The sequence below is a fragment of the Pontibacter pudoricolor genome, assembly GCF_010092985.1.
GTDB lineage: Bacteria > Bacteroidota > Bacteroidia > Cytophagales > Hymenobacteraceae > Pontibacter > Pontibacter pudoricolor.
In genome coordinates, this window is record NZ_CP048106.1 from 799,636 (window position 1) to 813,521 (window position 13,886).

A 13,886-nucleotide genomic window follows, 5' to 3' on the forward strand; every position below is an offset into this window, starting at 1 on the left:
CTATAGTTTGAGGCTGTTGGTATAATGTATTTTGTTGAGAATTAAATGTTGCTTCTTTTGTATGTAATCAGTTGCCGGGAAGCATGCTGCAGTGTTTGCCGGTACCTGATGCTTAATAATATTTGTTTGTTGTTTGTTTTTGCAAATAGCGCCACTTGTAGAACAGGTGGCGCTATTTTTTATAGTTACTGAATCATTCCTAAAAACTGATCTTCGGATAGTATCGTGATACCCAGCTTGTTTGCTTTCTCAAGTTTGGCAGGACCCATTTTATCGCCGGCTACCAGGTAGGTAAGCTTAGCCGAGATTGAGCTGACCACTTTACCACCATGGCTGATGATAAGCTGCTGCAGTTCGTCACGGCTTATCGTTTCAAAAACGCCTGAAATTACAAAGGTTTTGCCTTCCAGCTTATCGCTCTGCATTTCGGGTTTAACATTCTCTGATTTAAACTTAAGCCCCGCAGCCTGTAATCTTTCCAGCAATACGACATGATCCGGTTCTGCAAAATATTCTATAATAGAATTTGCAATACGGCCACCGATCTCGTTTACAGCAATCAATTCTTCGTAAGTCGCTCCTCTTAGCGAGGCTATATCCGGGAACTGATCTGCCAGTTTTTTAGCTACTGTACTACCCACAAACCGGATACCCAGCGCAAAAAGCACACGCTCAAAAGGAGTTTCCTTAGACCTGGCAAGGCTGTTTAGAATGTTGTTAGCCGATTTTTCGCCCATGCGTTCCAGGTTCACCAGGTGCTCAAACTGAATATCATACAGGTCGGCAACGTTGCGCACAAAACCAGCTCTGTATAGTTGTTCCAGGGTTCTTGGTCCCAGTTCGTCAACATTCATGGCTTTGCGGCTGATAAAATGTTCCAACTTGGCTAATATTTGTGGTTCGCAGCTTTTCTCGTTGGGGCAATAGAATTGTGCTTCGCCCTCAACACGCACCAGAGGCGTATGGCAGGCAGGGCACTCGGTCGGGTAAACTATAGGCTCACTGTCAGCAGGGCGTTTGGTTAGGTCTACGCCGGTAATTTTAGGGATGATCTCGCCGCCTTTCTCTACAAAAACGATGTCGCCCAGGCGCAGGTCCAGTCGCTGAATTTCGTTGGCATTATGTACCGATGCGCGCTTAACAACCGTGCCTGCCAGTAAAACAGGATCCAGCAAAGCCACAGGTGTTACAGCCCCTGTGCGGCCAACCTGGTATTGTATGCCCTGTAGTTTGGTAGCAGCGCTCATGGCCGGGTATTTATAAGCAATGGCCCAACGGGGGCTTTTAGCAGTAAAACCCAGTTCTTCCTGCAGTGCAAAACTGTTTACTTTTACCACCACGCCATCGGTAGCGATAGGAAGTTCGTGACGCTTCTGTTCCCATTCGTTAATGTATTCCAGCACCTTATCTATAGAGCTGCACTTGCGCCAGGTATCCGATACTTTAAAGCCCCATTTCTGTATAGCTTCCAGGCTTTCAGAATGCGTATCAAAAGGCATAGATGAGGTCTGGAAACTATAAGAAAAGCAACCCAGTTTGCGGCTGGCTACTATACCGGAGTCCTGCTGTTTTAAGGTGCCGGATGCTGCATTGCGCGGGTTAGCCAATAACTGCTCCCCATTTTCTTCGCGTTCCTGGTTTAGCTGTTCAAATACCTGCAACGGTAAAAACACCTCGCCACGTACCTCAAACAGATCCGGGAAGTCCTGGCCATGTGCCTGTAACGGAATGTCGCGTATAGTGCGCACGTTGTTTGTAATATCATCGCCACGGGTACCATCGCCGCGGGTTGCACCTTGTACTAAAATGCCGTTCTCGTAAGTTAAGCTGATGGCAACACCATCAAATTTTTGCTCACACACATATTCCACTTCATGCCCTATCGCTTTTTGCACGCGGTTATCGAACTCTCGCAGGTCTTCTTCGGAGTAAGTGTTGCTCAACGATAGCATCGGGTAACGGTGGAAAACGGTCTTAAAGCTTTTGGTTATAGTTCCGCCTACGCGCTGGGTTGGTGAGTTAAGCTGCCGCAGTTCCGGATGCTGGTCTTCCAGTTCCTGCAGGCGTTTCAGCATCATATCAAATTCAAAGTCTGGGACTTCTGAAATGCTGTTCTGGTAATATTGGTAATTGAGGTAGTTTATGCGTTCGGTCAGCTGCTTAACTTCAGTAGCTACGTCGTGAGGTGTTGCCATAGTTCGGGTTTTTACTTCACGTAAAAATATCTAAAAGCGCGGTAGGTAGCAAAGGGATTAGAGGTTGATTGTTAAAGTTTATTGTCCTGCTTTGTTGGCATTCTGCGTTGTATCAGGTTAATATTAATTGTCTTCGCATTTCTTTATTGTCAGTTTTCCAGTTGATGTGATTTAGGTTCTTTCGGTTACATTTCTTTGTATTTTCCCCGAGCTTCAGTCATGTAGCTTTATCGTTCTATAGTTTATCTTTTGTCATTTCGAACATTCTTGAGACGCGAGTGGAAGAGAGCCAGCGCAGCTGTGAGAAATCTTATGTGTCCTATAGTTTTTCTTTTGTCATTTCGAACAGCGTGAGAAATCTGGGTTCTATAGCTGCAGTTACAACCTAGCCTTTTCTTCTATAGTTTCTTCTAATCCTAGGAGCTCTACTTACCTATCGTTTCAATCTGGCTTTGGTGCCCTCACGGCCGGGAGGCCCCGTCTTGGGGGTAGGGGCCCTCGATAAGGGCATCGCGCTGCTGCTTTCTTGCTACCCTCGTACCTCGGGTTGCCTGACGGCACCGCAACAAAGCAAAGGCGCTCAACCCAAAGACTGTGATCAGTTCGATAGCTAACCTATTGTTTAAAGGAGATGTTGTTGTGCATTGCTTTATCGTGGTTATAGTTCCGTAGGGACAGGTCGCGACCTGTCCGATCTTGGTCTGTTACTATAGTACAGTAACTCAAACTATAGCAATTTCAGATTTCTCCTTATAGTCGAAATGACAGTAGGGCAAGCAGTAGCAGAAATTCCCCCTTGGAAAGGGGCAGGGGGATGACAAACGGAAACTATAAAAAGATATCCTCAACTATAGCAACATCAGAGATTCCCCTCTCGGGAGGGGTAGGGGTGGGTTAAAACAGCAACTATAAAACAATATCCAAAACTATAGCAAAGGCTGAAAAAGCTCCTTCCCCTGTTGTTAGGGGAAGGCTGGGAAGGGGTAAATCCACAACTATAAAACTATAACCTAAACTATAGCACATTAGCAAGGGAAGGGTAGGAAGAGCATAAACTGATCCTTTAACGCCAAGCACCGGAAACAAACCAGCCACCCGAAGGTGGCTGGTTTGTATTAAACTATTGGTCTATTTGATCTTTACCCCATCGGCAACAAAGCGGAGTTCTTCTTTAGGGGAATTGATTGCACGTATCTCGGCAGCAGATTTACCGGCATCTTCGGCATAGTGTCGTTGGTCGTCCACTGAAATTACTTCTCGTTTAGCGGTTCCTGTAAATACCACTGTTTTACCTTCCAGGTTCTCTACCGGCAAAAAGAAACCATAGTCCCGGAAAGTAACTTTCATGGTACTGTTATCGGCAAGTTTTACATCCATCCAGCAACCTTTGGACTGGCAACTCTCTACAATTACGCCGCTTACGGTAGCCTTTACCGAATCCTGATCGCTTATAGCATCCTCAAGTTGTGTAACTGAAAGCGTGTTTTGTTCTGTGAAATCTGATCCGTACACATTGGCTTCAGCTGTTGTAGCTGGTTTTTCAGTAACATCGTTTGTAGTCTGTTGCTGGCAGCTAAAAAGCAATGTACTTAACAGTAAAGCAGAAAGTAAGGTCTTGATCATGTGCGCTGTTGTGTTGTTGGGCTGTAAATATAGCAAACTACTATGTATATCCTACTCTCCTCATATTCAGTAACTCCGCAATTTTATAGCGCCGGCTTTCAGGTTAGTATTGATCTACCCAGCGGGCATTACTGATGTTAATGAGCAGGCGGCCTGTTAAAACGGGCAGGTACCGGACAGGGATACTGGCTTCAAAATTGGCAAGCATTATATCGAAATTAGTGCCGAAGCTAAGCCTGTTCCTGTCTGGTACAAAAACAATGGGTACACGGGTTTGGTTGGTTATACCCTGTAAGGTAATGTATGTGCGTTGGTTCAGTGGCTCGGCATAAGAGCGTTCGCTGTTGATGATTTCTTCCGGTACATCGATCTCAAAGGTAAGCTCCGGGAACTTGGCACCGTACAACACCTCGTAAGCCATAGTTGGTGGAATGGTGTCGCTGGTAGGTAATAACGAATTTATAAGAACACTACACTCCAGCTGGTCGGTAAGCCGGTTGTATCGCACCAGCAACGATGGAGATTTGAACTCATAACGGCCATTAGGGCTCTCTAACACTACTGTTATATAGTTATTGGCCGTATAGTTAATGCGGGTTTGTGCCCTTACCTCCACTATAGCGGAAACCATTATCACAAGCAGGCAAATTATTGAAAGGAGTAGATTTTTATAATGCATAATACCTCCGGGATTAAATTATTCTTTTTAACGGATGCCGGTCTGGTAAGGTAGGTACTGCAAACTATATTTTTCAGGCTGATCAAACCATAGCTTTATAGATCGATTAGGGACCGGCTTTTACAAAACTATATTTATCTCCTGGTATGCAAAACAAAGCTGTTTGCGTATAGGTATATAAACGTGAAGTGTAATATTGACCTTTTCTGCTGGTATACTGCCGGTTGTAGTATAATATAAATGGATTCAGATAAAAAAAATAAAGTAGGCTCCAGGCAACTCTCTGCTTTTAAGCAAATAGAGCGGATGCACCCCATCAGGATGCTGCTTTACCTGAGCATGGTCGGCATAGGAGTATTGTTCCTTATCTTGCTGATCGCTTTTATCCGGACCGGTGGATTTATGACGGAGGATGTACAGCTTCCTAAATTCTTCAGCGTTGGTACGATATTGCTGCTGCTGAGTAGTTATACAATGAGCCGCATACCCGGCATCTACAAAAAAGATAAACTCCATAAAATGACGCGTTACCTGGGTGGTACGCTGGTACTGAGCTTACTATTTGTGGGCGCCCAGCTACTGGGCTGGCGCGAAATGACTGCAGCGGGCATCACCTTCACCGGGAAAGCTTCTGGCACGTACCTTTATCTTATCTCGGCGCTACACATCCTGCATTTGGTAGGAGGGGTGATCTTTCTGTTTTTCCTGTTCCTTAAAACAGCTCATGTAGCTGCTGACAGTGTTAGGAGCCTGATCTTTATACGGGATCCGTATCGTCACTTACAATTATCGATGCTGGCAGGTTACTGGCATTTTCTTGATTTTATGTGGCTTGGGCTATACCTGGTTTTCCTGTTCATGTTCTAAAGTTAGCGTACAATGGTAACACTGCCTCGGTATTGCGTACTCCCAAAATCTATCAGGTAAAAGTAAACACCGTCATTAACATCTTTTCCATCCCATTTAAAGGTATCCTGGTTACTATAGTATACTTCTTTACCCCAGCGGTTAAACACTTTTATACTGGCAAACCGGGCATTGCAGAAATCGGATGGCATATCGGGTATCTCGAAAAAGTCGTTGAGTCCGTCGCCGTTTGGTGTAAATATATTGGCAGGTATAAAACTTTGCAGTTGCGGTACGCGCACTTTAAACTCCATTGTTAGTACAGGTTCCGGTGCCGGGTTACAGGTTTCCTCGTTCAGTATAAAGTTAACACGCAGGGTTCCCATTTCGGCCATCCGGCAGGTAGAGGTAAGGTTAAAAACACCCCGTGCTTCACCGTTGCCCTGCCTTGCACTAAATGTCATGCCCAGATCAGACAGATTAAAACCTTCCCCTACAGCGGTTAAGGTTAAAGGGTCCAGGTCTATATCGTCCCCGAAAAGGTTAGCCTCAAAAGACTGGTTTAAGTCAAGTTCGTAAAGTATAGGTGCTTTATCTGAGGTTAACGTTGGAGCATTATTAGGCGCTTTTATCCTGAATTCTATCGTGAGCTTTTGGTCCGGCGAGGCGGCGCAGGCATCTTCCTTAAGTGTAAAAGTTACGCGCCTTACCGACTGTTCCTCGTTGTTGCATTCAACAAGCCAGCTAAATTTTCCTTTAGCTGTTCCCTCACCGCCTGTGCTGTTAAATTGCATTCCTGCTGCATTCATATCAAAGCCTTCGCCAGCTGCACTTAACGTCAGGCCATCCAGGTCTATGTCATTGCCAAATACATCCATCTCAAAAGCCTGGCCACGATCTAAGATTATAATCCTTTCATTGGGTGTGGTGGCTATAGTTGGTACATTGTTCACTACCTGCATCCTGAAACTCACGCGCACTGTATCCTGGCGGGGCAGACTGCAGCCATCGTCCTGTACTACCAGGTCCAGTTGGTATATTTTGTTGGGTGTATCAAAGCAATCAGCAAAGCAAAGGGTGGCTTTTAAAGAGTCCTGTGTGCCACTTCGGTTTACAATACCCTGCAGCGTGCCCGACAATGTAAAGTTTGATGCTGTGAAATTTACAGGCACCGCTTTTATAGTTACAAACTCAGACAGATCCGGATCTGTAAAGTAGATATCGACACAACGGTTGCTGTTAGGTGTTAGCTCAAGGATCTCCGTTTCTTTATAAAAGTTCTTTTTGCCTCTGTCGCGGGCCACTATATTGGGTGTTTTGTTGGTTGGGCAATCCAGTACCAGCACCTGGAAGTCGCGACGCACTTCGCCTATCTTTATCTTGTTCCTGAATTCCTGCACCCTGATGCCGAAGACATACAAACCCGTACGGCTTGGGCGCATCGTCAGTCTGCCAGTTCTGTTATCGATGTTGATAGGAGGATTGCCATTTATCTGGGAAGCACCGCTAAACCCAGGGCCCCATTTAATTTCAGGATAGGGAGCAGTGCCTGGTTTTACATTTTCATATCCGCGTATACCATAATACGGCATGCCAGGTGTAGTGTACCCGTTGAGTGGTGTGATCATGTCATATGCCAGCGAGTCGCCGTCTTTATCTGAGCCACTGAAATCGAAATAGAAAAGTTCGTTTACACAGGCGTAGTCGCTGAGGGGCGGAAACAGGGTAGGGGATGAATTTCTGAAGGTGACACCTTTTTGAGAAACAGCCGGAAACTCCATATAAAAGGTTTGGGCAGCATCGTAAGGGGCTATAATATTGTCTATCGTTTGGTTGCGGCAGCACCGTTCCCAGGTTACGTAGTAACCGGGAGCGTGAGAGAATTTGGAAGGGTCAAGGTTGAGGGTTTCAGAGTACACAATCTTACTGGTGCGCAGTTCCCCTATGGTACATTCGATATTGGTATAAGGTACGGCTGTTCTGGACCTGAAAGGAAGGGTTCTGGCCATTATCCATTTGTTGGTGCCTTTCTCAAAAACATTAACAGTAATGGTTGGGTCCAGCGCGCCGGGGTCACCGTTTATATCGTCAAAATATAGGTTAAGGGTTAGCAGGTAGGAGTTCCCGCTCAGGTGGCCCAGGGCAAATTCGCCGCCAACTATATGGGTAGCCTTTGAGGAAACCGAGCAGAGCAATACAACAAGTAATAAGAGTAAACAATGCTTCATGCAACAGTAATTTATACGCCCTTAAAACCTGTATAAGTATACAAACAATCTAAAACTTATGCAAAACTATAGCAGGAACTTACCAAAAGTACGGTAGGTAGGATTAATTACGGCTTTGAAGCTTTTCTGTTGGCTGCATGACGCAGTCAAGAAGCTCAACAAAAGGAAGGGGCTCGCTAAAAAAGGGATCAGTAATCTTATTTGCAATAAGCCTTATAAAACCGGGATGGTTGTTAACTAGGGTCAGCTCAATTAAAATGTTACCGTATAGTTGGTTGCAGAGGCTGCTGTCCGGCACATCTTTTGGCAAAGGAGTAAGGTAATAGGCCTCCGTTTTCTGAGTGTAGCGCTCGTGATCTATTTTGCGTTTGTCGGCACTTTTTAACTGGTACCCCAGCAACAGGGCCTGGTCTTTCAGATGATCGAATAAGTAGGAGAAAGCTTGTGGGGAAATGGCAGGGTCGTAGAAAAAAATAACACCCTGGCGGTTCTCTTCCAAAACCAGTTGAACCCGGTACTTACAGTGCATCCCGGCTTTTTTATAGTGGTAGGCCTTATGGAATGCAGTTGTAAGTTCTTTACAGTCAGTACTGTTTACCCATGCATTAAACCTCGCACTATAACGTTCAGAACGTTCCAGTTTATGGCATTGTGGCTTATTGTAAAACAGCCCCAACAATCGTTTCAAAAATCCGTTTAACGACATTTAGTAATTTAAAGCAAAAACATCCGTTACCCTGAATAGTTTAGTATCTTACACGCTCCGGGTATTATTTGCAGTTAATAAGTTTATCACTCAGAATTTGATGTTTCAATTGCTATTCCCTCTAAGCGCTCAGGTATAATAACCTGTAAGCGGGGTATGGTTTAAACTTATACTTAGAAGAAAATGGTTGCACAAGAATTAGAACTAAAAAAGCGGCTGTTGCAGGAATGCACCAAAATACTGAATACTCAGATTAAAGCTGCGAAAGACGCAATGGACGATGCCCAGGAAAGCGCCAACGAACACCAGGGTGCTATAGAAGATAAATTTGAATCGTTCAGGGAGGCCTGCCAGATACAGCGCGACATGTATGCCCGGCAACTGGATGAACTGATAACGACCATGAGCGTGCTGAAGCGGATTAATGCTACCAAAGAGAATAAGGATGTAGCTTTTGGAGCCGTTGTGCACACCAACCTGCAGAATTACTTTATTGGCGTTAGTCTTGGGCAGATAGAAGTGGAAGGAGAAACGTTCTTTGCAATTTCAGGTATGTCGCCGGTATTTAAGGCGATGGCTGGCAAAACTGCCGGAGAAACGTTTGAGTTCCGTGATCAGAAATATAAAATAGAACACGTTATTTAATTTAAACTATAACCTTATAAGCCCGAAACCAGTAAATAGGCTGGTAAAGGGTTAAAAAGAAAGGCCGGCATTGCGCCGGCCTTTCTTTTTTCAACTATAGTTGGTTTTATTTTACTCTTGTCCAGTTCTGGGTTCTTCCGATTAGCGATATACCGATGTACCCTTTTACTTCCATCTTATCCTTGCTGGTCATTTTCATGTAGCAAGAGTATGTTTTGCCGCTTTCCGGATCATAAATTGTCCCATCATCCCACTTGTTGCTGCCATCATATTCAAAGCCTTTCATAAACTCAAGGCCTAATAACGGACGGTTCTGTAGTTTTTTTTCAGGGTTGTTTTCGTCTACTTTTGGTTTGCCGTTTCGCAAAGGCTCTTTCAGAGTTACGAGTTTACCGCAAAGTTTATCGCCGCATTTATAGATTTCGAAGCGGGCTTTCCCTTCTTCATTCGTCCAGATACCAATAGGGGATAAGGACTGGGCCCATGCAAAGGTGCTGAACAGCATAAGAGCCATAAGAGCAAGCAGATGTTTTTTCATGATCGGTTAGTTGTTTGATTTAAGCAACGAAAAATAGTGAAAATAATTCATTTAATATAGTATGTTGGAGTTGCCCGATCACTTTTATCTTATCGGAATAAAGCACAGGCGCCCCTTGTAACAGACTATTGCAAATATGGGTCCTTAATTTCAGAACTGATGCGGTTAACCGGAAGAGTACTATTGTTTAGTAGGATGATAATCAGTGTGTTAAATTAAAAACCTGCTTTCCATAGTTTCTGGGCGGGTTTTTAAACTATAGGTACCTGTTCTGCGGCCTGCAGATTTAAAAAAAATATGCACAACCCTTGTGAACTTAATGGCGTTAATTTACCTTTAGTAATAAGTTAAAGTAGCGAGTGCTACGCGCTCTGGTCTAACAGCCTTATTTTTGGTCGAAGGCTCAGGGTTTATGTTGGACTATAGAGAAAGGAGGTACAAATGTCTAATCCCAAACAAGTTTTAACGAGCCTAAGTAATTGTATTCACGTAATCTGTGAGTCGGCTTCGTAAACGGGATTTATGCTGTTTGCACAGCTTGATTTTACTGGAGGTCTTCGGATGGTAACCTGAACAACAGGAAGCCGCTTGTTAAGATTTTTTAGGATTCTGAAACACCTGGTGTAACTTGACGGGCTACATCAGGTGTTTCGCTTTTATAGCTACCTATAGTTACAGGTCGTCTTTATAAATAGAGTTGTTGCGCAACCTGCGTTCTTTTATAAAAGTGCCAATAAAAACACCTGCCGCCACCAGGCAGCTTATCCCCATCACAAACAGCAGGATGTGTCTGGTATCCCATTCCTCACCTGCGGCATTTAAACGCATGATTACAACTATAGCGGCCAGCAAGGTTATGGCTGTAACTGTGTGCGTCACAAACTGGTTATGTTTGCGCAAATGGTACGTACAGGCCAGCAGCATAATACCCAGGCCCGGAGCTACCAGGGCGAGCACCGGCTTACCGGGGTGTATAAAGTAAACTATCAGGCCGGCAACTATAAGTACAACTGCATTTATCGAGTTTATAACGTAAGGATGCCACATAAAAAAGGGTCTTTCTGGTACATAACATTGTACGAGAAAAACCCTGTATGTTGTGATAAATGTATGCTTATAATACGCGGCGTACTTCCAGGAAACGGATATCGTAGCGCGTGCCCTGCACTTTACTGATCTTTACACCACCATTAGAAGACGAGTGTACAAAAGAAATCGTGTCGCCGGGCTCAGAAATAACAATGCCTACATGGCCGGGCGTTCTTACATTTTCGTTGGTACCGGTAAATATTACCAAGTCGCCGGGAGCAGCATCTTCCTTAGCTACAGCTACCCCTTCTTTTGCCTGCAAAGCCGATGAATGAGGAACATCGATATTATAGTTATCAAAAACGTGTGTTATAAAACCTGAACAATCAAAACCGGAAGGAGAAATGCCGGCAAACTCGTACGGAGACCCGAGCAGTGTCATGGCATAAGCTATAATCTCCTGCGATTCCGCAGTGCTATAGTTACCTCCTGAACGGGTTGTTCGCTGCATGCTTACCCACTTATCCTCCGTTTTTGCAGGGGCCTCATGCTTTTCATTAACCTGAACTATAGTTGCTTTCTCTGCAGGAGTTTCATTGGTAAGGTTATAACCAAACAATAACATAATCAGCAGTAACACTACCGGGGTAATCATTATAATTGAATTCTTTTTCATAGTCAGCGGGTTATGTTTCTGTAAAGCTTTCTAATACCATGCCAAAAGCTATATTACTGGTAAGGCCGGTATGTTTACTTTATAATTCCGAGGCTTTACTATCAGATAAGCTGGTTTAACCGTTAAAAGTTCAGCTTTAACCACCTTAAGTAGTTTTTATAGAACAAAAGTGGGTTTTATTTGGGTTTTATGTGAAGTTTTGTTATATTTTTGCAATAATAAATTTAATGCTTTCTGTAATGGTGCTTTATAAGTCAGACGTTTTTTCAGTGGAATTGCCGGACGGTAAAGGGTGGGTCTATATAGACTGTAAAGCTATGCCTGATTTTGAGGACTTTAAGTCTGGTTTAATGATAGCGCTGGAACACGTTAAGAATCATCCTGCCAATTGCTGGCTTTTCAACTTGAGAGCTATAGATGGTCTTAGTGAGGAGGAAGAGACCTGGTGCCAGGTTCAGTTTTTTCCGCAGCTCATGATGCTGGGGCAGGAGAATTTTATTGCCCTTGTGGTTTCTGAAAGCTGTTATTACCGGATGCTGCAGGAAGTAGGTGCCTATGGGCTTAAAAGCTATAATTCATTTATCATCATCGACACTTTTAGTAAAGTTAGCGATGCTGAACTATGGCTACGCTCCCACCAGCGAAACACGGTAGGGTAGCAGGCTAAAGGTCACAGATTTTGAAAACAAGCATAATTATTGTAAAATGCTGGTTGAACAAATCTAAACCTGAAACATGTTTCACACTATTAACCAACCTAAACTTTATCTCTTAGTATTTCTGTTGTCGCTGGCAGGTTTTATTTCGCCGGCATTTGCTGCCGATCTTCGGTACACCCTCGAAATGCCTGAACCGCATACCCATTATTTCGAAGTTACAGCTGAGCTAAAAGGAGCAAAGAAAAAACACATCGATTTTACAATGCCTGTCTGGGCGCCCGGTTCGTACCTGGTGCGTGAATTTCCTAAGAACGTAGAGGGCTTTACTGCTACCGATGGAAACGGGAAAGCACTCCGTGCAGAAAAGATAGACAAAAACACCTGGCGCGTATACAGCAACCGTGCTTCTGAAGTTAAAGTAAACTATAAGGTTTATGCCTTTGAGCTTACCGTACGCACCAGCTTTTTAGATGCCTCGCATGGTTACGTAAATGGTACCAGTATTTTTATGTACCCTGAAGGGTATGAAAAAGAAGACGGAACGCTGGTGGTAAAACCCCACAGCACCTTCAGCAAAGTTTCTACAGGACTTAAGTCTACAGGCAGGTTTACATACACTTTCCCTAACTACGATGTACTGGCTGATTCCCCGTTGGAGATTGGTAACCACGAGGTCTATACATATGAAGCCGGCGGTGTAACCCACGAAGTAGCGATGTATGGCGAAGGCAACTATGAGCCGGAACGTTTAATGGCTGACATGAAACGTGTTACGGAAGAGGCTATCTCTATTTTCGGAGAGCTGCCAGTTGACCGGTATGTATTTATAGTTCATAACATGCAGCGTGGCGGTGGTGGCCTGGAGCACCTGAACTCCACAACCTTACAGACCAGCCGCTTTAGCTATAGTTCAGAAAGTGGCTATACCGGTTTCCTAAGTCTTGTAGCACACGAATATTTCCACCTATGGAATGTAAAGCGCCTGCGTCCTGCCCCGCTTGGCCCGTTCAACTATAACGAGGAGAACTATACAAAACTGCTTTGGGTGTCGGAAGGCATTACAAGTTACTACGATGACCTGATAGTGCGCAGAGCCGGGTTAATGCCGGAGCAACGTTACCTGGATGTGGTTGCCGGAAGCATTAGCAATGTAGAGAACACACCTGGTAATAAAGTGCAGGCAGTTAGCGAATCCAGCTTCGATGCCTGGATAAAATTTTATCGCCAGAATGAGAATTCAAACAACGCGGAAGTATCCTACTATACAAAAGGAGGGGTGCTAGGACAGCTGCTTAACATGGAGATACTGAAAAGCACGAATGGAGCCAGAGACCTGGATGATGTAATGCGCAATATGTATAACCGCTACTATAAGCAGCTCGACCGCGGCTTTACGGAAGCTGAATTTAAAGCCGAAATAGAGCGCGTAGCGGGCAAAAACATGGATACTTTCTTCAGAGATTACGTGAATGGTACCAAGTCACCGGATTATTCGGAGTTTTTTAAAGCAGCCGGCCTGAAAGTAGTTAACGTGAATGAGAACGCTAACACGGGCAGCTGGGGTGCCAATACCACTTACAGCGATGGCCGTGTAACTATAGCATCGGTTATAAAAGGAAGTAGCGCGTATGAGGCCGGTCTTAATGTTAAAGATGAGATCATAGCGGTAAATGGCTTCCGTGTAGGCAGCGACCTCGACCGTTATGTGACAGGTCTGAAGCCTGGAGATGAACTGGAAGTACTTATTGCCCGTGATGGTATTATGCAGGTAGTGCAGGTAAAAGTACTGAAAGACGACCGTACCAGATTCAAATTCGAGAAAGTAGCCAATGCGACTCCCGAGCAGGTAAAAATATACAATAAATGGCTTGGGATAGGTAATTCTTAAACCTCTTATTGTGCTATTAAACAAAAAAAGAGAAGCATGTCTTAACATTGACATGCTTCTCTTTTTTTGTTTAATAGCTGCTCCGATATTAGCAAAACGGATAACCCTGATTTATCGGCACGATACACGACAGTTTATTTCTAAATAGCTTGTTGTACTCTGTATGGCTTTCAG

Annotated in this window: 12 protein-coding genes; 4 read left to right on the top strand and 8 right to left on the bottom strand. The window is 44.3% G+C overall.

The window, feature by feature from the left end; translation table 11 throughout:
- Positions 1-185: 185 nt before the first annotated feature.
- The 3 genes from ligA to GSQ66_RS03465 all read right to left on the bottom strand — a co-directional run bounded on the left by ligA (position 186) and on the right by GSQ66_RS03465 (position 4,455).
- Positions 186-2,195: an NAD-dependent DNA ligase LigA gene (gene ligA / locus GSQ66_RS03455; protein WP_162426180.1), complete on the bottom strand. Its 2,010-nt coding sequence runs from the start codon at positions 2,193-2,195 to the stop codon at positions 186-188.
- Between the two features lie 1,128 nt (positions 2,196-3,323).
- On the bottom strand, positions 3,324-3,818 hold the full coding sequence (locus GSQ66_RS03460; RefSeq protein WP_162426181.1) for a DUF4920 domain-containing protein: 495 nt from the start codon (positions 3,816-3,818) through the stop codon (positions 3,324-3,326).
- A gap of 103 nt (positions 3,819-3,921) precedes the next feature.
- Positions 3,922-4,455, bottom strand: coding sequence for a hypothetical protein (locus GSQ66_RS03465; RefSeq protein ID WP_162426182.1), 534 nt, complete (start codon positions 4,453-4,455; stop codon positions 3,922-3,924).
- 282 nt (positions 4,456-4,737) lie between these two features.
- On the opposite strand from GSQ66_RS03465, the gene GSQ66_RS03470 reads away from it, so the two are divergent.
- Positions 4,738-5,364: a cytochrome c oxidase subunit 3 gene (locus GSQ66_RS03470; RefSeq protein WP_162426183.1), complete on the top strand. Its 627-nt coding sequence runs from the start codon at positions 4,738-4,740 to the stop codon at positions 5,362-5,364.
- A 2-nt stretch (positions 5,365-5,366) separates the two neighbouring features.
- Here the strand turns inward: GSQ66_RS03470 and GSQ66_RS03475 are convergent, their stop codons facing one another.
- Positions 5,367-7,571, bottom strand: a complete 2,205-nt coding sequence (locus tag GSQ66_RS03475; protein ID WP_162426184.1) for a gliding motility-associated C-terminal domain-containing protein — start codon at positions 7,569-7,571, stop codon at positions 5,367-5,369.
- A gap of 103 nt (positions 7,572-7,674) precedes the next feature.
- Positions 7,675-8,259, bottom strand: coding sequence for a hypothetical protein (locus tag GSQ66_RS03480; RefSeq protein ID WP_162426185.1), 585 nt, complete (start codon positions 8,257-8,259; stop codon positions 7,675-7,677).
- 201 nt (positions 8,260-8,460) lie between these two features.
- Here GSQ66_RS03480 and GSQ66_RS03485 point away from each other — a divergent pair, with 201 nt between their 5' ends.
- Positions 8,461-8,922, top strand: coding sequence for a hypothetical protein (locus GSQ66_RS03485; protein WP_162426186.1), 462 nt, complete (start codon positions 8,461-8,463; stop codon positions 8,920-8,922).
- Positions 8,923-9,028: 106 nt separating this feature from the next.
- Here GSQ66_RS03485 and GSQ66_RS03490 read toward each other — a convergent pair whose 3' ends face one another.
- The 3 genes from GSQ66_RS03490 to GSQ66_RS03500 all read right to left on the bottom strand — a co-directional run bounded on the left by GSQ66_RS03490 (position 9,029) and on the right by GSQ66_RS03500 (position 11,165).
- Positions 9,029-9,460 (bottom strand): DUF2147 domain-containing protein, encoded by a 432-nt coding sequence (locus GSQ66_RS03490; RefSeq protein ID WP_162426187.1) that lies wholly within the window; start codon positions 9,458-9,460, stop codon positions 9,029-9,031.
- A gap of 672 nt (positions 9,461-10,132) precedes the next feature.
- Complete coding sequence (locus tag GSQ66_RS03495) at positions 10,133-10,507, bottom strand: hypothetical protein (RefSeq protein WP_162426188.1); 375 nt, start codon at positions 10,505-10,507, stop codon at positions 10,133-10,135.
- Positions 10,508-10,574: 67 nt separating this feature from the next.
- Positions 10,575-11,165 (bottom strand): C40 family peptidase, encoded by a 591-nt coding sequence (locus GSQ66_RS03500; RefSeq protein WP_162426189.1) that lies wholly within the window; start codon positions 11,163-11,165, stop codon positions 10,575-10,577.
- A 317-nt stretch (positions 11,166-11,482) separates the two neighbouring features.
- Here GSQ66_RS03500 and GSQ66_RS03505 point away from each other — a divergent pair, with 317 nt between their 5' ends.
- Together GSQ66_RS03505 and GSQ66_RS03510 are read left to right on the top strand one after the other, a co-directional pair.
- Complete coding sequence (locus tag GSQ66_RS03505; RefSeq protein WP_162426190.1) at positions 11,483-11,824, top strand: hypothetical protein; 342 nt, start codon at positions 11,483-11,485, stop codon at positions 11,822-11,824.
- A gap of 76 nt (positions 11,825-11,900) precedes the next feature.
- Entirely contained in the window at positions 11,901-13,712 is a 1,812-nt protein-coding gene (locus GSQ66_RS03510) for a M61 family metallopeptidase (RefSeq protein WP_162426191.1), read from the top strand.
- Positions 13,713-13,886 lie beyond the last annotated feature (174 nt).

What these genes read in the sequence shown, in the direction of transcription:
- ligA (WP_162426180.1), bottom strand. Translation starts at nt 2,195, where the DNA reads ATGGCAACACCTCACGACGTAGCTACTGAAGTTAAGCAGCTGACCGAA.
- GSQ66_RS03460 (WP_162426181.1), bottom strand. Translation starts at nt 3,818, where the DNA reads ATGATCAAGACCTTACTTTCTGCTTTACTGTTAAGTACATTGCTTTTT.
- GSQ66_RS03470 (WP_162426183.1), top strand. Translation starts at nt 4,738, where the DNA reads ATGGATTCAGATAAAAAAAATAAAGTAGGCTCCAGGCAACTCTCTGCT.
- GSQ66_RS03475 (WP_162426184.1), bottom strand. Translation starts at nt 7,571, where the DNA reads ATGAAGCATTGTTTACTCTTATTACTTGTTGTATTGCTCTGCTCGGTT.
- GSQ66_RS03485 (WP_162426186.1), top strand. Translation starts at nt 8,461, where the DNA reads ATGGTTGCACAAGAATTAGAACTAAAAAAGCGGCTGTTGCAGGAATGC.
- GSQ66_RS03490 (WP_162426187.1), bottom strand. Translation starts at nt 9,460, where the DNA reads ATGAAAAAACATCTGCTTGCTCTTATGGCTCTTATGCTGTTCAGCACC.
- GSQ66_RS03495 (WP_162426188.1), bottom strand. Translation starts at nt 10,507, where the DNA reads ATGTGGCATCCTTACGTTATAAACTCGATAAATGCAGTTGTACTTATA.
- GSQ66_RS03500 (WP_162426189.1), bottom strand. Translation starts at nt 11,165, where the DNA reads ATGAAAAAGAATTCAATTATAATGATTACCCCGGTAGTGTTACTGCTG.
- GSQ66_RS03505 (WP_162426190.1), top strand. Translation starts at nt 11,483, where the DNA reads ATGCCTGATTTTGAGGACTTTAAGTCTGGTTTAATGATAGCGCTGGAA.
- GSQ66_RS03510 (WP_162426191.1), top strand. Translation starts at nt 11,901, where the DNA reads ATGTTTCACACTATTAACCAACCTAAACTTTATCTCTTAGTATTTCTG.